This window comes from Agromyces sp. 3263, assembly GCF_031456545.1.
GTDB lineage: Bacteria > Actinomycetota > Actinomycetes > Actinomycetales > Microbacteriaceae > Agromyces.
In genome coordinates this window covers 1,490,687-1,511,183 of record NZ_JAVDUV010000001.1, presented here as the reverse complement: position 1 = coordinate 1,511,183, position 20,497 = coordinate 1,490,687, and the positions used below count along the sequence as shown (strand labels likewise).

Genomic DNA, 20,497 nt, shown 5'->3' with positions numbered 1-20,497 from the left:
AGGCTGGGGTGATGACCGACGTCACGCTCCCCTCAGGCATCGCGAAGGACGAACTCGACGGCGAGGTGCGACCGCAAGACGACCTGTTCCGCCACGTCAACGGCAGGTGGATCGAGCGCACCGAGATCCCCGCCGACAAGGCCCGCTACGGCTCGTTCCTCGTGCTGCACGAGGAGGCCGAGGCGGCCGTGCGCGACATCATCGTCGAGGCGCAGCAGGCCGAGCCGGGCACGGAGGACCGCAAGGTCGGCGACCTCTTCGCCAGCTTCATGAACGAGCAGCGCGCCGACCTGCTGGGCGCCACGCCCATCGCCGGGCAGCTCGTCGACGTGTCCCTGATCGGCTCGGTCGAGCAGTTCCTCGAGACCCTGGGCCGCCTCGAGCGGCAGGGCGTCTCGGGCTTCCTGCAGCTCTACGTCGACAACGACCCGGGCGACCCAGAGCGCTATCTCGTCTTCGTGGAGCAGGGCGGCATCGGCCTGCCCGACGAGAGCTACTTCCGCGAGGAGCGCTTCGAGGCGGTGCGCGCCGCGTACGCGAAGCACCTCGAGCGCATGTTCGCCCTCGCCCAGCTCGACGACGCCGGGGATCGCGCGGTGCGGGTCTTCGACCTCGAGGCCGACCTCGCCAAGGCGCACTGGAACAACGTCGACACCCGCGACAGCGAGAAGACGTACAACCTGTTCCAGTGGGCGGATGCCGCGGCCGCGGCATCCGTCGACCTGCAGGTGTGGCGCGACGCCATGGGCGTGCCCGAGGGCGCGTTCGACGAGCTCGTGCTGCGCGAGCCCTCGTTCGTCGAGGGCCTCGGCGCGCTGCTCACCGAGGAGCGGCTGCCGGCGTGGCGCGACTGGCTCGCCTGGCAGGTGATCCGGTCGAGCGCCGCTTACCTCTCGAACGACTTCGTCGAGGCGAACTTCGACTTCTACGGCCGAACGCTCACCGGCACCCCGCAGATGCGCGAGCGGTGGAAGCGCGGCGTGTCGCTCGTCGAGGGCGCCATGGGCGAGGCCGTGGGCCGCATCTACGTCGAGCGGCACTTCCCGCCCGCGGCGAAGGAGGCGATGGACGACCTCGTCGCGAACCTGGTCGAGGCCTACCGCCAGTCCATCGCCGCGCTCGACTGGATGGGCGACGACACCCGGGCGAAGGCGCTCGACAAGCTCGAGAAGTTCACGCCGAAGATCGGCTTCCCGGTGAAGTGGCGGGACTACTCGAAGCTCGAGATCACCGCAGACGACCTCGTGGGCAACGTGCGCGCCACCGCCGAGTTCGAGTTCAACCGCGAGCTCGGCAAGATCGGCAAGCCGATCGACCGCGACGAGTGGTTCATGACCCCGCAGACGATCAACGCGTACTACAACCCCGGGTTCAACGAGATCGTGTTCCCCGCGGCGATCCTGCAGTACCCGTTCTTCACGCCCGAGCGCGACGCCGCCGCGAACTACGGCGCGATCGGCGCCGTGATCGGCCATGAGATCGGGCACGGCTTCGACGACCAGGGCTCGAAGTACGACGGCGACGGCCGGCTCACCGACTGGTGGACCGAGGCCGACCGCGCGGCCTTCGAGGAGCGCACGAAGGCCCTCATCGCGCAGTACGACGCGCTGAAGCCGGCGCAGCTCGACGGCCAGGACCACCACGTCAACGGCGCCCTGACGATCGGCGAGAACATCGGCGACCTCGGCGGGCTCGCCATCGCGTGGAAGGCGTACGTGCTCTCGCTCGACGGCGCCGAGCCGCCGGTGATCGACGGGCTCACGGGCGCGCAGCGCTTCTTCCTCTCGTGGGCGCAGGCCTGGCAGATGAAGGGCCGCGACGAGGAGGTCATCCGCCTGCTCGCCATCGATCCGCACTCGCCGAACGAGTTCCGGTGCAACCAGATCGTCCGCAACATCGACGAGTTCTACACTGGCTTCGGAGTGACCGCGGATGACGCCCTCTGGCTGGAGCCGGCCGAGCGGGTGACGATCTGGTAGGCCACTCCACTCATCCGTCCAGTCCATCTCTTTCGAGCGCGCCGCAGACCGCGGTGGGGGAGCGCCGAGCGTCCGAGGAAGATCGTGCAAGCACTGTGGTGACGTCGTCGCAGGGTTCCGAACGCCGAGCGCGCCACGCCAGCATCCGACACGGCAAGCATCGCACCGAGGAGCCCAACGAGAACTTCGCGCGGGGCTTCCACGCCCTCGGCGAGCTCGCCCTCGCGGGCGTGCAGGTCTCGGCCCGGGCGACCGACCTCGCCACCGGGAAGGTGCTGTTCTCCGTCGACGACCACGTGGTGATGCCCACCGCGTCGATCGGCAAGGTGCTGCTGCTCGTCGAGGTCGCGTCCCGGCTCACCGGCACGAGCGCCGAGGCGTTCACCGTCCTCGACCGCACCCCGCGCGACGCCGTCGGCGACTCCGGCATCTGGCAGCACATGCAGTCGCCGTCGCTGCCACTCGCCGACCTCGCGGCGCTCGTCGCGGGCACGAGCGACAACCTGGCCACGAACGTGCTGCTGCGCTACGTCGGCCTCGAGGCGGTGCGCGCGCGCACCGAGGCGCTCGGCCTCACCCGCACCGCGCTGCTCGACCTCGTGCGCGACCACCGCGGCCCCGACGACGCCCCGCAGCTGTCGATCGGCTCGGCGAAGGAGCTCACGTGGCTGTTCGCCTCGCTCGCGCGCGGCGAGATCGTGAGCCCCGAGGTGTCGCAGCGCGTCGTCGGGTGGTTGTCGCTGAATGCCGACCTGTCGATGGTCGCCTCGGCGTTCGGCCTCGACCCCCTCGCGCATCGCAAGCCCGACCACGGCGTGCTGCTCATGAACAAGACCGGCACCGACGGCGGCGTGCGCAGCGAGGTCGGCGTGCTTCGCGGCCCGCGCGCGAGCGTGGCCTATGCGGTGTCGATGTACTTCGCCGACACGATGCTCACCTCGCGCCTCGCGGTGCTCGACGGCATGCACCAGGTCGGCGTCGACCTGCTGGAGTACGTGCACTGAGCCCGTCGGCGCTGAGCTCAGCCCTGCGCGAGGAGGGCGACGCCGTCCAGCACGGCCTGGTGCGTCTCGGGCGCCCCGAGCACCCGGAAGTGGCCGACGGCGGGGACCCGCACGTTCGTCGCCCCCTCGAGGAAGCTCCCGTCGGGGATGTGCGGGTCGTAGCGGCCGAACACCGAGACGATCCGCCCGTTGACCGACGAGGCTCGCCCGAGGGTCACGATCGTCTCGTCGCTCGGCATCAGGGCGCGCACGCTGGGGTCGACGACGAGGCGGGCGAGCCGCGAGCCGCCGAACGGGGTGCAGATCGCGACGATGCCGATCACGCCGAGCGGCGCGCCGCCCCCCGTCGACGTGGCCGTGGGTGCCGACGTGCTCGTCGCGCTGGCGGACGGACTCGGCGAGTCGGGCGGCGCGCTGGCGGCCGCTGCGGCAGCGGCCGCATCGCCCCCGCTCGCCGCCTCGACGGCGGCCGCCGCGGCCGCGCCGGAGGTGACCAGCAGCTGCTTGGCGATGAGCCCGCCCTTGCTGTGTGCGACGATGACCCGGCCCGCGGCGGGCGGGCGCGTACGGGCGAGCGCCCGGCCCAGACGGTCGGAGGTCTCGGAGATGCCCCGGCGGTTCGAGCCGAGCCCGTGCACGACGCGCACCCGATGGCCGGCGGCGTTGAGCGCGTCGCCGAGCGGCCGGAGGAACGTCCAGTGCTCGTAGATGCCGGGCAACAGGATGACCTCGGGCAGGTCCCGGGAGCCCGAGGCCCACGCGCGCGGCGACGGGCGGAGGCGTCCCAGCCCCCACGGCGGCCGGAGGATCGCGAGCTGCCGTGCGCCCGCGTACACGTAGTCGCTGGCCCACCACCAGCCGCGAACGACCGCCGGTGGCAGCTCGGGCTCGGTGGGCGCGCGCACCTCGTCGCCGACGCGATCGCCGTGGGCGTGCGCCGCCACGAGCATGGCGACCTGCTCGCCGGCCGTCACCATGGTCTCGTGTCCGCGGCCGGGCACCTCGACGTAGCGGGCGTGCGGCACGAGCCGCGCCACCTCCTGCGCCCACGCCCTCGGCGAGATGCGGTCGTCCTCGCCGCGGACCACGAGCGTCGGCCGCGCGACATCCGGAAGCGTCTCCTCGAGGTGGTGGTCGAGCATCTGGCCGAGCTTCGCGAAGTACCACCGGGGGCCGGCCTGCAGGTAGGTGAAGACCGCGAGTCCCATGACCTTGGGCTTCGTGATCGACTCGTCCTGCAGCAGGCGCAGTGCCTGCATGCCCATGCTGCGCTCGCGCGGGTTCACGGTCGGCGCGATGAGCACCACGCGCGCGACCCGCTCGGGGTGCCGGGCGGCCGCCTCGGCGACGATCTGCGTGCCCATCGAGTGGCCGACGAGCACCACATCGTGCAGGTCCTCGGCCTCGAGCAGCGCGGCGAGGTAGTCGCCCGACGCGCGCATCGAGAGCGGCTCGTCGGGCTCGGGCGCCTCGCCGAAGCCCGGCAGGTCGAGGGCGAGCACCCTTCCGTCGCGGGCGAGGGCGTCGGCGAGGCCCGAGAAGTACCGGTGTCCCATGCCGATGCCGTGCACCAGCACGTAGCACGGCCCGGTGCCGGTGCCCGACTCGGTGATCACCGTCACGCCGTCGCCGCGGCGGAACTCGCGAGTCACCGACATGGCGGCAGTCTACGAGGCGGAGCCGAGCGTGGCGGGAACCGCGCAGCGTCCGTTCGGATGCGCGGTCCGACCCCGCACCGGGCACGCGCTCAGTCGATGAGGTCGGATGCCGCGAGCAGGCGCAGCACCTCGACGCCCGCCGGCGGGCAGCGGTGGGCGTCGGCCGTGGTCACCCAGTGCAGTGCGCCCACCTCCGCGGATGCGGCGGGCGCGGCATCCGTCTCGGCGCGGAAGACCCGCATGCGCACCAGCCGGCCCTCGGGCTCGCCGTGCGCCTGCACGACCACCTCGAAGAGCTCATCGAGCGCATCGGGGTCGAGGTCGAGTGCGACCTCCTCGAAGGCCTCACGCGCGGCGGCCTCGGCGGCGGTCTCGCCCGGGTCGATCTTGCCGCCGGGCATGTAGTGCACGTCGCGGCCGCGCGCGGTGACCATGAGCACGCGCCGGTCGCGCACGAGCGCGATGGCGGCGACGAGGAGATCGGGCAGCTTCGGCATCCTCTCCACCCTAGGCGGGGCGGCTCCGCACGGGGCACCCCTCCGCGCCCCCGCTACGCTGGCTCGCAGTCCGATCGCGAAGGAGCGGCCCGATGACCGAGGCGAACCGCGGGTACGCGCGCACCGTGCAGTCCGACGTGTACCGTGCCGGGGTGAGCGGCACGAAGCCGGCCGTGCCCGTCGACGTGGCGGCGCTCGAGCGCGCCGCCCGCAAGGCGACGTCCGCCGAGGCGTTCGCCTACCTCGCCGGCGGCGCCGGGTCGGAGGCGACGATGGCCGCGAACCGGGCCGCGTTTGGGCGGTGGCAGGTGTGGCCGCGCGTGCTCCGCGACGTGTCCGAGCGCGACCTCTCGATCGAGCTCCTCGGGCGGCGACGCGCCACGCCGTTCCTGCTCTCGCCGATTGGGGTCGCCGAGCTCGCGCACCCCGAGGCCGATGTGGCCGTGGGCCGCGCGGCATCCGCGCTCGACGTGCCCTACGTGCTGTCGAACCAGGCGTCGCGCCCGATGGAGGAGGTCGCCGCCGCGATGGGCGACGGATCGCGGTGGTTCCAGCTCTACTGGAGCGCTTCACGCGACCTCAACGCGTCGCTGCTGCGCCGGGCGGAGGCGGCCGGTTGCGAGGCCGTCGTCGTCACCCTCGACACGCACCTGCTCGGCTGGCGCGCCCGCGACCTCGACGCCGCGTTCCTGCCGTTCACGCGCGGGCAGGGCATCGCGCAGTACACGAGTGATCCGGTGTTCGCCGAGCTCGCGCGCGCACGGGTGTCGGGCGGCGCCGTCGGGGGAGCGCGGCCCAGCGTCACGCCGACCCTGTTGCGCTCGGCCCTGTCGATAGCCCGCCACGGCGCCGGCACGAGGCTGCTCGAGGGCGGCGTGCGCGACGCCCTGCGCTCGCCGCTGCCTCGGGCGGCGGTGGAGACCTTCCTCGACGTCTTCTCGGACGCGAGCCTCACGTGGGACGACCTCGGCAGGCTGCGTGAGTGGACCTCGCTGCCCGTGCTGCTCAAGGGCGTGCTGCATCCGGATGACGCGAGCCGGGCCCTCGACGCCGGTGTCGACGGCATCGTGGTGTCGAACCACGGCGGCCGTCAGGTCGATCGCTCGGTGGCGACCCTCGACGCGCTGCCGGGCATCGTCGAGCGCGTCGGCGGACACCTGCCGATCGTGCTCGACAGCGGCGTGCGCAGCGGAGCCGACGCCTTCATCGCCCTCGCACTCGGAGCCACGGCGGTCGGCATCGGCAGGCCCTACGCGTACGGCCTCGCCGTGGCCGGCGAGACCGGCGTGCGCGAGGTCGTGCGCAACCACCTCGCCGAGCTCGACCTCACGATGGCGCTCGCGGGCCACCGCTCGATCGGCGGGATCGGGCGGGACTCGCTCCGGGCTGCCTGAGTGGTCCCCCGCCCCGATCACACGCCGTGCCGTCGCGTCCCGATGGGCCGCCGTGTGGCGCGGCGGGGGTATTCCTGCTGCCACGCGCGTTCCAAAAGTTGTACCACCGTGCGCAAAACGATGAACCATTGCGCTCGACTTACGTCGTAGCTAGGTTGGCTTTTATCGCACCGGTCGACGGAAGCCCCCCAACCGGGGGTGCGCCGCCACCGGTACCGACGACGCCGGCACCCCGCCGGCGTCAGGGCCTGTCAACGTCGACGGAGGAGCTCCATGAAGTCGTCACCGCCGATGACCGCGCCCTTGACGATCGAGGGCGCACTGCTGACCTCGCTCGACGGCCGCATGGTCGCCGACCCCGTCATCGAGACTCCGGACGCCGCCGCGGACGCCGGCGCCCGCCTCGATGCCGAGGTCGAGGCCTTCGGTGCGACGTCACCGGCCATCACGGCCGCGCACTGGCGCCGCGTCCGGTCCCGGTGCGCGGCGTTCGGCCCCGAGGTCGTCCGGCTGCTCGACGAGGCGGCGGCGTCCGACGGCGGCAAGCACCTCCGACCGCGTCTCGTGGCCGCCGCGTACTTCGCCTTCGGCGGCGCTGACCACCGTCTGCTCGGCGAGGTCGCCGGCGCCCAGCAGCTGCTCCACCTCGGCCTCTGCATGCACGACGACCTGATCGACGGCGACCGGCGGCGCCATGGCCGGCCGAACCTGCTCGCCGCGTACGAGGCCGGTGACCGCGCAGCGGGGCTGACGGATGCCGCGGCCGACCGGCACGCGATGGCGGCCGCCCTGCTCGCCGGCGACCTCGCCCTGAACGCCGCGCTCCTCGCACTGCTCGACGCGCCTGCCCCCGCGCAGCTGCAGCAGCGGCTCGCCGCCGAGGCCGCGGCGGCGCTGGAGCGCACGATCGCGGGCGAGCTGCTCGACGTGCGCTCGGAGCTGGTCCGCCCCGACCTGGCCGACCCACTCAGGGTCGCCGAGCTGAAGACCGCCGTGTACAGCGTGTCGCTGCCGCTTCGGCTCGGCGCGATCGCCGCCGGCGTGGCATCCGTCGACGTCCTCGACAGCCTCGACCGGGTCGGCCTCGCCTTCGGCATCGCCTATCAGCTCGCCGATGACGACCTCGGCCTCTTCGGCACCGAGGCCGTCACCGGCAAGTCGGTGCGGTCCGACCTGCAGCAGGGCACGCGCACGGAGCTCATCCGACTGGCCTACGGGCGGCTCGACGCCGCTGGCCGCGCGATGCTCGACGCCGTGCTCGGCGCACCGTCGGTCACCGACCGGGACGTCGACCTCGTGCGCGACCTCGTGCTCCGCAGCGGTGCCCGCGATGCCGTGGCGGTCGCCGTCGACGAGCACGTCGCCCGCGGCATCCGCATCGCCGAAGCCGACCTGCCGGGCCCCCTCGCGACCCACCTGGCCCGACTCGCCCGATCGATGCGAAGCCGCACCCGATGATCCGAACACCCTGGAGGAATGACGTGACCATGCTCGACACCGCACCGCCGCTCGACACCGACTCGAACGCGCCCACCCCCACGACCGGTTGGACGGACGGTCGCGTGGGCGTGTGGCTGGTCGGCGCCCGCGGCTCGGTGGCCACCGCCGTCGCGGTCGGACTGCACGCCCTCGCCGCCGGCCTCGCGGCTCCCACGGGCTGCGCCACGGCCGGCGCCGAGTTCGCGGGCGTGCCGCTGCCGGGCTTCGACGACCTCGTGCTCGGCGGCCACGACGTCAGCACCACGCCGCTGGCGCATCGCGCGCAGGCGCTGGCCGACTCGGGCATGATCCCGCAGCGCTACGTCACCGCCGCCCTCGCAGGGCTCGAGCAGGCCGACGCCGAGATCCGGCCGGGCTACCACCCGGGGACCCATGCCGGCACCCAGGCCGCCGCCGTGGCGAGGCTGGCCGACGAGATCCTGGCGTTCCGCGACCGGCACGGGCTCGACCACGTCGTCGTCGTCGACATCTCGTCGACCGAGCCCATCGCCGCCGACCGCCCCGAGTTCCACGATGCGGTGCTCCTCGCTGCCGCGCTGGCCGACCCGGCCCGGGCCGTGCTGCCGTCGAGCTCGATCGCCGCGCTCGCCGCGATCGAGTCCGGCAGCGCCTACGCGGGATTCACGCCCTCCGCCGGACTCTCGCTGCCCGTCCTGCAGGAGCTCGCCGCGCAGCGAGGCATCCCGTTCGCCGGGCAGGACGGTAAGACCGGTGAGACCCTCATCCGCACGGCGCTCGCTCCCATGTTCGGCGCCCGCGGCATGCACGTGCACTCCTGGGCCGGAGCGAACCTGCTCGGCGGCGGCGACGGCGCCACGCTCGCCGACCCCGAAGCCGTGCAGAGCAAGCTCGCCTCGAAGACCCGGGGCCTGCGCACCCTCGTCGGCGAGCACGTCGTCGCGCCGCTCCACATCGACAACGTGCCCGACCTCGGTGACATCAAGACGGCATGGGACCACATCCACGCCGAGGGGTTCCTCGGCTCGCGCATCACCATGCAGACGATCTGGAGCGCCTACGACTCGATGCTGGCGGCGCCCCTCGTGCTCGACCTCGCACGGCTCCTCGCGCTGGCGGATGCCGCGGGCGCCGGTGGCGTCGTGCCCGAGCTCGGCTTCTTCTTCAAGGACCCATGGGGCAGCGACGTGCACGACTTCGGGCAGCAGACCGACGACCTGATCGAATGGGCGCAGTCGACGGGCGCACGCCTCGCCGTGGCACGGCGACCCGCACGGGTCGCACGTTGACCGCGGTCGGCGACGTCCTCGAGCTCGTGCGCGCACCGGCCGCGCTCACGGTGATCGGCGATGCGATCGCGGGCGGGTATGCCGGTGGGGGGCGTCTCGCCGGCCGCAGGTGGCTGCTGCCGCTCGCCTCCGTCTTCCTCTACAGCGGCGGCATGGCCCTCAACGACTACGCCGACCGCCGGCTCGACGCCGTCGAGCGGCCCGAGCGGCCCATCCCGTCGGGCCGCGTCCCGCCTCGGCGTGCCCTCGGCATCGCGGCCGCCTGCATGGCCGTCGGCGTGGGGCTCGCCGCGACCGGCGGCGGCCGAAGGGGGCTCGCCGTCGCCGTGCCGCTCGTCGGCGCCGTGGTGGCGTACAACACGGTGTTCAAGGAGACGGCCGCGGGACCGCTGAGCATGGCGGCGTGCCGCGGGCTCGACGTGATGATGGGTGCGCGCGGCGTCGCGACGGCGCTGCCCGCCGCGACGGTGGTCGCAGTGCACACGGCCGGCGTGACCGCGCAGTCCCGCGGCGAGGTGCACGGCGGTTCCACCGGTGTCGCACTCGCGGGGCTCGCGGTCACCGGTGCGACCACGATCGCGGCCGTGGGCGGCGGCCGCGCCGACGACGTCCCCGGCCGCGGCTCCCGGACCCGCGTCGCCGCGACCGCGGGTGCGGTGGCGGGCGGCATCGCCTACGCGGGCACCCTGCTGCCGAGCCAGCTCGCGGCGCTCGCCGACCCGTCGGCCGCCAATGTGCGCACGGCGACTCGCGCCGGCATCGGTGCGATGATCCCGTTGCAGGCGACGCTCGTCGCCCGCACCGGCGCAGTGGTTCCGGCGGCCGCCATCGGCGCGCTGGACCTCGTCCGCCGCGCGCTCGCCGCCCGGCGTCGGGCGGGTGACGTCACATGACGATCGCCCTCGGCGACACCGCGCACGCCACCGGACCGCTGCCCGACGCCGGCTTCGTGCTCGGCTACGGCACCAACGGCTTCACCGACCACCCGCTCGAGGCCGCACTGCGGGTGCTCGAGTCGAACGGATACGGCGCCTTGGCGCTCACCCTGGGGCATCCGCACCTCGACCCCTTCGCCGAGGACGCCGACCTCCGCGCGGCCCACCTTCGCGACCGCCTCGACGAACTGGGCTGGCGGGTCGTGGTGGAGACCGGCACCAGGTACCTGCTCGATCCCTACGCCAAGCACCGCCCCACCCTCGTCGACGAGTACGCGGCCGCGCGCCTCCGGTTCCTCCGCCGTGCCGTCGACCTCGCCGCGATCCTGCGCGCCGACTGCGTCTCGTTGTGGTCGGGCGTGCTTCCCGAGGGCGTCGACGCCGACGAGGGCTGGCGTCGGCTCGTGCCGCGCATGCGCGAGATCGTCGCGCACGCGGAGGCGTCCGGGGTCGCCCTCGGCTTCGAACCCGAACCCGGCATGCTCGTCGAGACCGTCGCCGATGCGCTGCGCCTGCGCGAGCAGCTCGGATCGCCCGACGTGCTCGGCATCACCGTCGACCTCGGACACTGCGTCGTCGTCGAGCCCGATGGAGTCGTCGGCGCGCTTCGCGCCGCGGGCGACCTGCTCGTGAACGTCCAGGTCGACGACATGCTGCCCGAGGCGCACGAGCACCTCGAGCTCGGTCGCGGCCGCCTCGACCTCGCCGCGTCGCTCGCGACGCTGGAGGAGATCGGCTACCGGGGCGTCGCTGCCGTCGAGCTGCCACGGCACGCGCACGACGCCCCGGGCGTGGCCGCGCGGAGTATGCAGGCCATCCACGACGCATGGAGGGAACGATGACGATCGACTGGACCACCGCCGCCGTCGGCGAGGTGATCGCCGAGCCGCAGCGCATCGTCGTGCTGTTCCCCGCGGCCGGCCGCGCGGTCGGGCGCGCGCCGATCGAGCCTGCGGCCGATCCGCTCGGCCTCCGGCACGGCACGGTCGACGACCGGGCGCGCGCCGATCTCGTGGTCGCCCTACTGCGGGTGCTGCCGCCGGGCGAGGCCGCCGCGCAGCTCGCCGACCTCTACCGGTACGGCGACGATGCCGAGCGACGGGGCGTGCTGTACGGCCTCAACGTTGCGCCTCGTGTCGGGCCCGAGGTGGCCTCGGCCGGCGTCGAGCTCGTCGCCGACGCACTCCGCACGAACGACCCCCGCCTCGTCGCCGCGGCGCTCGGCGCGTTCGCCGCGGCGCACCTCGACCAGCACGGCTGGCGTCACGGGGTGCTCAAGGCGCTGTTCATGGACATCCCGCTCGACGTCGTGGCCGACCTCGACCGCCGCGCCGACCCCGAGCTCGCCCGCATGGCCGCCGCGCTCATCGCCGAACGCCGGGCCGCCGGGCGCACGGTGAGCGACGACATGACGGCGCTCGCCACCACCACCGACCCAGGAGCCTGAGCATGCGAATCTTCGATCCCCACATCCACATGAGCGCGCGCACCACCGACGACTACGTCGCCATGTACGAGTCGGGCGTGCGCGCGGTCGTCGAGCCGTCGTTCTGGCTCGGCCAGCCGCGCACCAGCGTCGGCAGCTTCGTCGACTACTTCGACGCGCTGATCGGCTGGGAGCGGTTCCGCGCCGCGCAGTACGGCATCCGCCACCACTGCACCATCGGCCTCAACCCGAAGGAGGCGAACGACCCGCGCTGCCGGGAGGTGCTCGCGCTGCTGCCGCGGTACCTCGCGAAAGACGGAGTGGTCGCCGTCGGCGAGCTCGGCTACGACTCGATGACGCCCGAGGAGGAGGAGGTCTTCGTCACCCAGCTCGCGCTCGCCCGCGACGTCGGCCTCCCGGCCGTCGTGCACACGCCGCACCGCGACAAGGCAGCCGGCACGACGCGCACGCTCGACGTGGTGCGCGAGTCGGGCATCGGCCCCGAGCGGGTCGTGGTCGACCACCTCAACGAGACCACGGTCGCCGAGGTCGCCGCATCCGGATGCTGGATGGGCTTCTCGATCTATCCGCACACCAAGATGGACGAGCATCGCATGGTCGCGATCCTGCGCGAATACGGCACCGAGCGGATGCTGGTGAACTCCGCCGCGGACTGGGGTCAGTCCGATCCCCTGAAGACCCGGAAGACCGCCCAGGCCATGCTCGACGCCGGCTTCACCGAGCACGACGTCGACGTCGTGCTCTGGCAGAACCCCGTCGCCTTCTACGGGCAGAGCGGGCGACTGCACCTCGACCCGGTCCCGGGGTTCGTCGAGCACGAGCCGCTCGTCCCGGCGACATTCGAGGGCAACTCCGTGCTGCGGGGGGCGCGAGCCTGATGGAGCTCTCGTACTGCACCAACGTCCACCCCGCCGAGGACCTCGACGGGGTGCTCGCGCAGCTCGATGCCTTCGCCGGCCCGGTGCGGGCGGCCGCGGGACTCGACCGGCTCGGCGTGGGCCTCTGGCTTCCGGCCGACCTCGCCGCCCGCCTCGCCGCGAGCCCGCCGGATCGTGACCGGCTCCGGGCGCGGCTCGCGTCGAACGGGCTCGAGCTCCGCACGGTCAACGCGTTCCCGTACCGGGCGTTCCACGCCGACGTCGTGAAGCTCGACGTGTATCGCCCCGACTGGACCGACGAACGCCGCGTGGCGCACACGCTCGACTGCGCGGCCGTGCTCGCCGACCTCCTGCCCGAGGGCGGCGCCGGCAGCATCTCGACGCTGCCGCTTGCGTGGCGTGCGCCGTGGACGGCCGACGACGACCGTCGCGCGAGCGCATCGCTCGCTCACGTCGCTCGCCGGCTCCGCGCGCTTCGCGAGGAGACCGGCCGCACGGTGCGGCTCGCGATCGAGCCCGAGCCCGGCTGCGTGCTCGATACGGTGCACGACGTCGTCGCCTGGCTCGCCCCGCGCACGCGCTCGGGCGAGATCGACCCCGAGTTCGTCGGCGTGTGCCTCGACACCTGCCACCTCGCGGTCTCCTTCGCCGACCCGGATGCCGCGGTGCGCGAGATCGCCGATGCCGGACTTCGCGTGGTGAAGGTGCAGGCCTCGGCCGCACTGCACGTCGAGCGGCCGTCGGACGCCGCGAACCGCGAGGCGATCGCCGCCTTCGTCGAGCCGCGCTACCTGCACCAGACGCGGGAGCTCCAGCCCGACGGCAGGGTGCTCGCCACCGACGACCTCGGTGAGGCGCTCGACGTGCTGCCCGCCGGGGGACCGTGGCGCGTGCACTTCCACGTGCCGCTGCACCTCCGGCCGAGAGCGCCGCTCACCGCGACGACCGAGGTGCTCGCCACCGCGCTCGCCGCCGTGCGCTCCATCCCGCATGGCGATGAGGCCCACGTCGACGTCGAGACCTACACCTGGACCGTACTGCCCGATGCGGTCGACGACCTCGTGGCCGGCATCGCCGGCGAGGTGCGCTGGGCCGCCGACCTGCTCGAACCCTCGGAGGTGACCGCATGACCTCGGTCCTGCTGCTCGACGTCGTCGGACTGACCCCACGTGCGCTGGCGCACATGCCCAGGCTCAGCGCCCTCGCGGCATCCGGCGCCCGCACCCGGCTCGGCACCGTGCTGCCCGCCGTGACCTGCAGTGTGCAGTCCACCATGCTCACCGGCCTGGCGCCCGCGCAGCACGGCATCGTGGGCAACGGCTGGTACTTCCGCGACCAGGGCGAGGTGCACCTGTGGCGCCAGCACACTGCGCTCGTGCAGGGCGAGAAGGTGTGGGAGACGGCCAGGCGCCAGCAGCCCGGCTTCACGGCGGCGAACGTCGGCTGGTGGTACGCGATGGGGGCCACCACCGACGTGACCGTGACGCCGCGTCCGGTCTACCACGCCGACGGACGCAAGTCGCCCGACGCCTACGTGCGACCGCCGGCGCTGCACGACGAGCTGACCGGCGCGCTCGGCGAGTTCCCGCTCTTCCAGTACTGGGGTCCGACCGCGTCGATCGCGTCGACCCGCTGGATGGTGGAGGCGACCCGCATGGTGATGCGCGAGCGGCGGTCCGACCTCGTCATGGCGTACCTGCCGCACCTCGACTACGACCTGCAGCGCTTCGGTCCCGAGTCGCTGCAGGCAGACCGGGCGGCGGCCGAGCTCGACGCGGCCATGGCGCCCCTGCTCGACGACGCGCAGGCGACGGGCGTCACCGTGATCGCGGTCTCCGAGTACGGCATCGAGTCGGCGAACCGGCCCGTCGACCTCAACCGGTTCCTCCGTCGCGAGGGACTCCTCGAGGTCTACGTGCAGCAGGGACGCGAGCAGCTCGACCCGTGGACGTCGCGGGCGTTCGCCGTCGCCGACCACCAGGTCGCGCACGTCTACGTGGCCGACCCCGCCGACGTCGAACGCGTGCGGGACCTGCTCCTGGGCCTGCCGGGCGTCGACGAGGTGCTCGACCGCGACGCTCAGCGGCGATACGGACTCGACCACGAACGGTCGGGCGAGCTCGTCGTCGTCGCGGAGCCCGGGGCCTGGTTCACCTACTACTACTGGCTCGACGACGACCGTGCGCCCGAGTTCGCGCGCGGCGTCGACATCCACCGCAAGCCCGGGTACGACCCGGCCGAACTGTTCTTCGACCCGGCCGACCGCCTGGCGAAGGGGAAGGCGGCGCTCGGGTTGGTGCGCAAGAAGCTCGGCCTGCGGTACGCGATGAACGTCGTGCCGCTCGACCCGTCGTGGGTGCGCGGCACGCACGGTCGGCTGCCGTCGTCGGAGGCCGACTCCCCGCTGTTGCTGTGCTCCGACGCCGCGCTCCCGTTCTGGGACGACGTCGGCGACGCGGTGCCCGCGGCCGCCGTGCGCGACCTGGTGCTGCAGGCGGCGGGCGTCGGTGCGCCGGTGGGGGCGGCATGAGCACCGTCCTTCCCCACTCCGAGGCGCGGAACATCGAGGAGGTCGTCCTGCTCGACCCATCGGGTGCGCCGATCGGGTCGATGGAGAAGTCGAGGGTGCACGGCGTCGACACCCCGCTGCACCTCGCCTTCTCCTGCTACGGCTTCGACGGCGACGGGCGGATGCTGCTGACGCGCCGTGCGCTCGCCAAGCGCACGTGGCCCGGCGTGTGGACGAACACGTGCTGCGGCCACCCCTCGCCGGGCGAGGACCTGGAGGCGGCCGTCGAGCGGCGGCTGCGGTTCGAGCTCGGGGTCGCGCCGATCTCGGTGCGAGTCGTGCTGCCCGACTTCCGCTACCGCGCGGTCGCACCCGACGGCCTCGTGGAGCACGAGGTCTGCCCGGTGGTCTTCGCCGAGCTGCCGACCAGCCTCGACCCCGCGCCCGACGAGGTCATGGACTGGCGCTGGGTGGACCCCGCCGACTTCCTCCGGGTGGTGGACGCGTTGCCGTCGGTGCTCAGTCCCTGGAGCGTGCTGCAGGGACTCGAGCTGCGGGCGGCCGGGGCGTTCGGGGGTGTGCCGTGAAGAGCGTGGGCCCGACGGCGTGACGACCGAAAGGGGGGCGCCCTTGCGACCACGATCCGGGAACTTCGAACGCCGATTGTGGAAGAATGGACAGATGACCGACATAAGTCGCACCGGCCAGAACGGGCACATCACCGCCCTCGGCTCCTCCGTCGCCAGTGACCTGTTCCAGATCCTGCGCGACGGGCGTCCCCGCACCCGCACCGAGCTCTCGGCCATGACGGGCCTCGCCCGGTCGACGGTGGCACTCCGCATCGACGCCCTCATGAAGCTCGGGCTCGTCGGCCCGGTCGGCGACGCGGTCTCGACCGGTGGGCGACCGTCGTCCCAGTTCGCCATCGCGGCGAGCGGGCGCGTCGTGCTGGGCGTCGATGTCGGCGCCTCCCACGTGCGTATCGCCGTCAGCGATCTCACCGGGCGCATCCAGGCCGAGAGCAGCGAGCCCATCCGCGTGGCCGAGGGTCCCGAGACGGTGCTCACGTGGGTCTCGGGGGCCGCGCAGGAGCTGCTCGACCGGCTCGGCCGTTCGCCCGCCGACCTGCTCGCCATCGGCATCGGGCTCCCGGGTCCCGTCGAGCACAGCTCCGGCCGGCCGATCAACCCGCCGATCATGCCCGGTTGGGACCGCTTCGACGTGCCGGGCTGGTTCCACGGCACCTTCGACGCCCCCGTGCTCGTCGACAACGACGTGAACATCATGGCGCTGGGCGAGCGCGAGCTGTCCTGGCCGGAGGTCGACCACCTCATCTTCGTCAAGGTCGCGACCGGAATCGGGTCGGGCGTCATCTCGGGCGGCATCCTCCAGCGTGGGGCACAGGGCACCGCCGGCGACATCGGGCATGTGCACGTGGCACGCGGCGCCGACGTGCCCTGCCAGTGCGGGAACCGCGGATGCCTCGAGGCGCTCGCCTCGGGTCCGGCCCTCGCGCGCGACCTGCGCGACACCGGCATGTCGCCCGAGTCCAGCCAAGACGTGGTCGAGCTCGTGAAGGGCGGCAACATCACCGCCATCCAGGCCGTGCGCCAGGCCGGTCGCGACATCGGCGAGGTGCTCACCACCTGCGTCAGCCTCATCAACCCGTCGGTCATCGTCATCGGCGGCTCGCTCGCCCAGGCGGGCGAGCACCTCATCGCGGGGGTCCGCGAGATCGTCTACACGCGCTCGATGCCGCTCGCCACCGAGCACCTGCAGATCACGCAGTCCAAGGCCGGGGCGGACGCCGCAGTACTCGGCGCCTGCATGCTCGCGATCCACCACGCGCTGTCGCCCGCGAACATCGAGGAGATGGTGGTCGGCGCGCCGACGGCGGCGAAGGTCTGACCCGCGGCGGGATCCGCACCACGCGAGGACATACGACGGATGCCCCGAGGCCACCCCGGGGCATCCGTCAGAAGTCGGGCCGCGCTCGGCGTTAGTCGGCCTTGGTGCTGAACGCGGCGTCGAAGGCTGCGTCAGGAGCGTCGAATGCCAGCCGTCGCACGAACTCGATGGCCTCGGGCGCGCCGAGCAGGCGGTCCATGCCGGCATCCTCCCACTCGATCGAGATGGGACCCTGGTAGCCGATGGTGTTGAGCATGCGGAACGCGTCCTCCCAGGGCACGTCGCCGTGTCCCGTGGAGATGAAGTCCCACCCGCGGCGCGGGTCGGCCCACGCGAGGTGCGAGCCGAGTCGGCCGTTTCGACCGTTCACCATGCGCTTGCGCGTGTCCTTGCAGTCGACGTGGTAGATCCGGTCGCGGAAGTCCCAGAGGAAGCCGACGGGGTCCAAGTCCTGCCAGACCATGTGGCTCGGGTCCCAGTTCAGGCCGAACGCCGGTCGGTGGCCGATGGCTTCGAGGGTGCGGATCGTCGTCCAGTAGTCATACGCGATCTCGGAGGGGTGCACCTCGTGGGCGAAGCGCACGCCCACCTCGTCGAACACGTCCAGGATCGGATTCCAGCGGTCGGCGAAGTCCTGGTAGCCGGCGTCGATCGCCTCCTGGGCGACGGGCGGGAACATCGCGATGTACTTCCAGATCGCCGAGCCGGTGAAGCCCACCACGGTGTCGACGCCGAGGCGCGCGGCGAGGCGCGCGGTGTTCTGCATCTCTTCGGCGGCGCGCCGACGGACGCCCTCGGGATCGCCATCGCCCCACACGCGTTCGCGCAGGATGCCCTCGTGTCGAGCGTCGATGGGGTCGTCGCACACGGCCTGGCCGGTGAGGTGGTTGGAGATCGCCCACACCTTGAGCCCGTGTCGTTCGAGCAGCGCGAGCCGGTCGGCGATGTAGTCGTCGTCGTCCCAGCGCCATGGGTCGAGATGGTCGCCCCAGCATGCGAGCTCGAGCCCGTCGTAGCCCCATGAGGCGGCGAGGCGTGCGACCTCCTCGAGCGGCAGGTCGGCCCACTGGCCGGTGAACAGGGTGATCGGTCGAGTCACTGGATCCTCCTTGATGCGTTCGTGACGTGGTTGCTCGTGTCGGGTTCAGGTGGTCGGCGTCCAGGTGCCGTTCGCCTGGGAGCTCTGCTCGACGGCGCCGAGGACGCGCTGCACCTGGAGCCCGTCGGCGAACGACGGGGTCGGCTGCACGCCCCCGGCGATCGCCTCGACGAAGTCCTTCGCCTGATGGGCGAACCCGTGCTCGTAGCCGAGCATATGACCGGCGGGCCACCAGGCGTCGAGATACGGATGCTCCGGCTCCGTGACCAGGATCTTCGTGAACCCCTGGCGGTCCGACGGTGCGGTGCGGTCGTAGTACTGCAGGGCGTTCATGTCCTCGAGGTCGAAGGCGACGGCGCCCCGCGATCCCGAGACCTCGATGCGGAGGGCATTCTTGCGCCCCGTGCTCATGCGGGAGGCGACGAACGAGCCGAGGGCACCGCCCTCGAAGCGTCCGGTGAACAGGGCGACGTCGTCGACGGTCACGGCACCGAAGCCGGCGCCCGCGGTGCCCGAGAGTCCGCTGCCCTCAGCGAGGAGCGGCCGCTCGGCGACCACGGTGTCGATGGTGCCGGCGACACCGGTGAGGCGCTGGCCGGTGATGAACTGGGCGAGGTCGATGGCGTGGGCGCCGATGTCACCGAGGGCGCCGGAACCCGCGTGCTCCTTCTGGAGGCGCCAGGCGAGGGGCGCGGACTCGTCGACGAGCCAGTCCTGCAGGTACTCGGCGCGCACGCTGCGCACGTCGCCGATGGCCCCGCGCGCGACCAGGTCCCGGGCGAACGTCGCAGCGGGAACCCGGCGATAGGTGAACCCGACCATGGCGAAGACGCCTCGGGCGGCGGCGCGTTCGGCGGCGGCGGCCATCATCTCGGCCTCGGCCACGGAGTTGGCGAGCGGCTTCTCGCAGAGCACGTGCTTGCCGGCCTCGAGGGCGGCGATGGCGATCTCGGCGTGGGAGTCGCCCGGGGTCACGATGTCGATGACGTCGATGTCATCGCGCGCGATCGCCGCGCGCCAGTCGGTGGAGGTGTCGGCCCATCCCCACTTCTCGGCGGCGGAGGCGACCGCGCCGCCGTTGCGGCCGACGAGCAGCGCCATGTCGGGGCTCGCCGGCAGGTCGAAGAACCGTGGCGCCACGCGCCACCCCTGCGAATGCGCGGCTCCCATGAATCCGTAGCCGATCATGGCTACCCGCATCGAGGTCATCGTTCTCTCTCTCATCGGCCTCGACGGGCCGGTCCGGGGCGGACGCCCGCGTCGCAGTGGCGACGCGGGCGTCCGCGGGTGGTGCGATGGCTCCCGATCGGTCGACCGGGCACCGCCGCGCTAGGAGGTGAAGGCGGTCGGCAGGTACGTGTCGACGTTGTCGGCCGTGACGACGGGCGCGTAGAGCACCACGCGGTTGGGCACGTCCTGCTCGACGAGGTCGCCGAGGGCCTTGTTCTGGGCGATGAGTCGCGCGAGCGCGACGCCGTCGGCACCCTGGGTCGACGGGTAGATGACCGTCGCCTCGAGCACGCTGTTGCCGGCCTTGATGGCCTCCATGGCGTTCTTCGAGCCGGCGCCGCCGACCATGAAGAACTCGTCGCGACCCGCGGCGTCGATCGCCGCGAGGACGCCGACACCCTGGTCGTCGTCGTGGTTCCAGATGGCGTCGATCTTCGGCGCGGCGGCCAGCAGCTGCGAAGCGGCGGCCTCACCGCCCTGGACCGTGAAGTCCGCGGCGACGCGGTTGCTCACCTCGAGCCCGCAGTCCTCGAGCGCATCGGCGAAGCCCTTCGAGCGGTCCTGCGTGAGCGGGAGCGAGTCGATGCCGGCGATCTCCGCGACGACGGCGTCGGGGTTGTCGCCGAGCTTCTCGCAGATGTAGGTGCCGGCGCTGACGCCCATGCCGTAGTTGTCGCCGAGCACGGTGGTGCGGGCGGCGAACGGGCTGGAGAACTCGCGGTCGACGTTGATGACCGGGATCCCGGCCTCCATCGCCTTGATCGCGACCTCGGTCAGCGCGGCGCCGTCGGTCGGCAGCAGCACGATGGCGTCGACGCCGTCGTTGATGAAGGTCTCGACCTGGCTGATCTGCAGGTTGGCGTCGTTCGTGCCCTCGGCGACGACGAGTTCGACGTCGTCGTACTTCTCGGCCTCGGCGATGGCGCCCGAGTTGATGGCGCCGAGCCAGCCGTGGTCGGCTGCGGGGCCGGAGAAGCCGATGGTGACGGTGTCACCGGACTCGCTGTTGTTCGCATTGTTGGTGGGGCCGCTGTTGCCCTCCTCGGCGCCGGCCGTGCAGCCGGTCACGAGACCGGCGACCACGAGGGCGCCGGCTGCGGCGAACATGCGCCGTCGGGTGCGCGCTGTGCGCATGTGTCCTCCAAATGTGAGTGATTCGCAGACGTGCCGGCGAGGATTCTCGACCCTGGCACGGCTGCCCCGGAGGGTAGC

18 protein-coding genes are annotated in these 20,497 nt (G+C 72.7%); 13 read left to right on the top strand and 5 right to left on the bottom strand.

The window, feature by feature from the left end; translation table 11 throughout:
• Positions 1-11 precede the first annotated feature (11 nt).
• A complete protein-coding gene (locus J2X63_RS06885; protein WP_309975446.1) occupies positions 12-1,979 on the top strand; it encodes a M13-type metalloendopeptidase in 1,968 nt (655 codons plus the stop codon).
• A gap of 95 nt (positions 1,980-2,074) precedes the next feature.
• Complete coding sequence (locus tag J2X63_RS06880) at positions 2,075-2,983, top strand: serine hydrolase (protein ID WP_309975444.1); 909 nt, start codon at positions 2,075-2,077, stop codon at positions 2,981-2,983.
• Positions 2,984-3,000: 17 nt separating this feature from the next.
• On the opposite strand, the gene J2X63_RS06875 is transcribed toward J2X63_RS06880, so the two are convergent.
• A complete protein-coding gene (locus tag J2X63_RS06875; protein ID WP_309975442.1) occupies positions 3,001-4,641 on the bottom strand; it encodes an alpha/beta hydrolase in 1,641 nt (546 codons plus the stop codon).
• 89 nt (positions 4,642-4,730) lie between these two features.
• Positions 4,731-5,138, bottom strand: a complete 408-nt coding sequence (locus tag J2X63_RS06870; RefSeq protein WP_309975440.1) for an NUDIX domain-containing protein — start codon at positions 5,136-5,138, stop codon at positions 4,731-4,733.
• A 92-nt stretch (positions 5,139-5,230) separates the two neighbouring features.
• Here J2X63_RS06870 and J2X63_RS06865 point away from each other — a divergent pair, with 92 nt between their 5' ends.
• The 11 genes from J2X63_RS06865 to J2X63_RS06815 all read left to right on the top strand — a co-directional run bounded on the left by J2X63_RS06865 (position 5,231) and on the right by J2X63_RS06815 (position 16,956).
• A complete protein-coding gene (locus J2X63_RS06865) occupies positions 5,231-6,532 on the top strand; it encodes an alpha-hydroxy-acid oxidizing protein (protein ID WP_309975438.1) in 1,302 nt (433 codons plus the stop codon).
• 273 nt (positions 6,533-6,805) lie between these two features.
• Positions 6,806-7,990: a polyprenyl synthetase family protein gene (locus J2X63_RS06860; protein ID WP_309975436.1), complete on the top strand. Its 1,185-nt coding sequence runs from the start codon at positions 6,806-6,808 to the stop codon at positions 7,988-7,990.
• A 29-nt stretch (positions 7,991-8,019) separates the two neighbouring features.
• On the top strand, positions 8,020-9,279 hold the full coding sequence (locus tag J2X63_RS06855; RefSeq protein ID WP_309977840.1) for an inositol-3-phosphate synthase: 1,260 nt from the start codon (positions 8,020-8,022) through the stop codon (positions 9,277-9,279).
• Positions 9,276-10,172 (top strand): SCO3242 family prenyltransferase, encoded by an 897-nt coding sequence (locus tag J2X63_RS06850; protein WP_309975434.1) that lies wholly within the window; start codon positions 9,276-9,278, stop codon positions 10,170-10,172. Before J2X63_RS06855 ends, J2X63_RS06850 begins: the two co-directional genes overlap by 4 nt.
• Positions 10,169-11,056 (top strand): sugar phosphate isomerase/epimerase family protein, encoded by an 888-nt coding sequence (locus J2X63_RS06845; protein WP_309975432.1) that lies wholly within the window; start codon positions 10,169-10,171, stop codon positions 11,054-11,056. Before J2X63_RS06850 ends, J2X63_RS06845 begins: the two co-directional genes overlap by 4 nt.
• On the top strand, positions 11,053-11,661 hold the full coding sequence (locus J2X63_RS06840) for an EboA domain-containing protein (protein WP_309975430.1): 609 nt from the start codon (positions 11,053-11,055) through the stop codon (positions 11,659-11,661). The genes J2X63_RS06845 and J2X63_RS06840 overlap by 4 nt, the downstream gene beginning before the upstream one ends.
• Positions 11,662-11,663: 2 nt before the next feature.
• Complete coding sequence (locus tag J2X63_RS06835) at positions 11,664-12,539, top strand: TatD family hydrolase (RefSeq protein WP_309975428.1); 876 nt, start codon at positions 11,664-11,666, stop codon at positions 12,537-12,539.
• Positions 12,539-13,669: a metabolite traffic protein EboE gene (eboE, locus tag J2X63_RS06830; RefSeq protein ID WP_309975426.1), complete on the top strand. Its 1,131-nt coding sequence runs from the start codon at positions 12,539-12,541 to the stop codon at positions 13,667-13,669. Before J2X63_RS06835 ends, eboE begins: the two co-directional genes overlap by 1 nt.
• Entirely contained in the window at positions 13,666-15,069 is a 1,404-nt protein-coding gene (locus J2X63_RS06825) for an alkaline phosphatase family protein (protein ID WP_309975424.1), read from the top strand. Before eboE ends, J2X63_RS06825 begins: the two co-directional genes overlap by 4 nt.
• A complete protein-coding gene (idi, locus tag J2X63_RS06820; protein ID WP_309975422.1) occupies positions 15,066-15,635 on the top strand; it encodes an isopentenyl-diphosphate Delta-isomerase in 570 nt (189 codons plus the stop codon). The genes J2X63_RS06825 and idi overlap by 4 nt, the downstream gene beginning before the upstream one ends.
• Positions 15,636-15,729: 94 nt before the next feature.
• Positions 15,730-16,956, top strand: coding sequence for an ROK family transcriptional regulator (locus J2X63_RS06815; RefSeq protein ID WP_309975420.1), 1,227 nt, complete (start codon positions 15,730-15,732; stop codon positions 16,954-16,956).
• Between the two features lie 91 nt (positions 16,957-17,047).
• Here the strand turns inward: J2X63_RS06815 and J2X63_RS06810 are convergent, their stop codons facing one another.
• From J2X63_RS06810 to J2X63_RS06800, 3 genes are all read right to left on the bottom strand, one after another.
• The gene (locus J2X63_RS06810) at positions 17,048-18,055 is read right to left on the bottom strand and encodes a sugar phosphate isomerase/epimerase family protein (protein ID WP_309975418.1); all 1,008 of its coding nucleotides are present in this window, start codon (positions 18,053-18,055) and stop codon (positions 17,048-17,050) included.
• Between the two features lie 45 nt (positions 18,056-18,100).
• Positions 18,101-19,264 carry a Gfo/Idh/MocA family oxidoreductase gene (locus J2X63_RS06805; RefSeq protein ID WP_309975416.1) on the bottom strand — a complete coding sequence of 388 codons (1,164 nt, stop codon included), beginning with the start codon at positions 19,262-19,264 and terminating at the stop codon, positions 18,101-18,103.
• Between the two features lie 120 nt (positions 19,265-19,384).
• A complete protein-coding gene (locus tag J2X63_RS06800) occupies positions 19,385-20,419 on the bottom strand; it encodes a substrate-binding domain-containing protein (RefSeq protein WP_309975414.1) in 1,035 nt (344 codons plus the stop codon).
• Positions 20,420-20,497 lie beyond the last annotated feature (78 nt).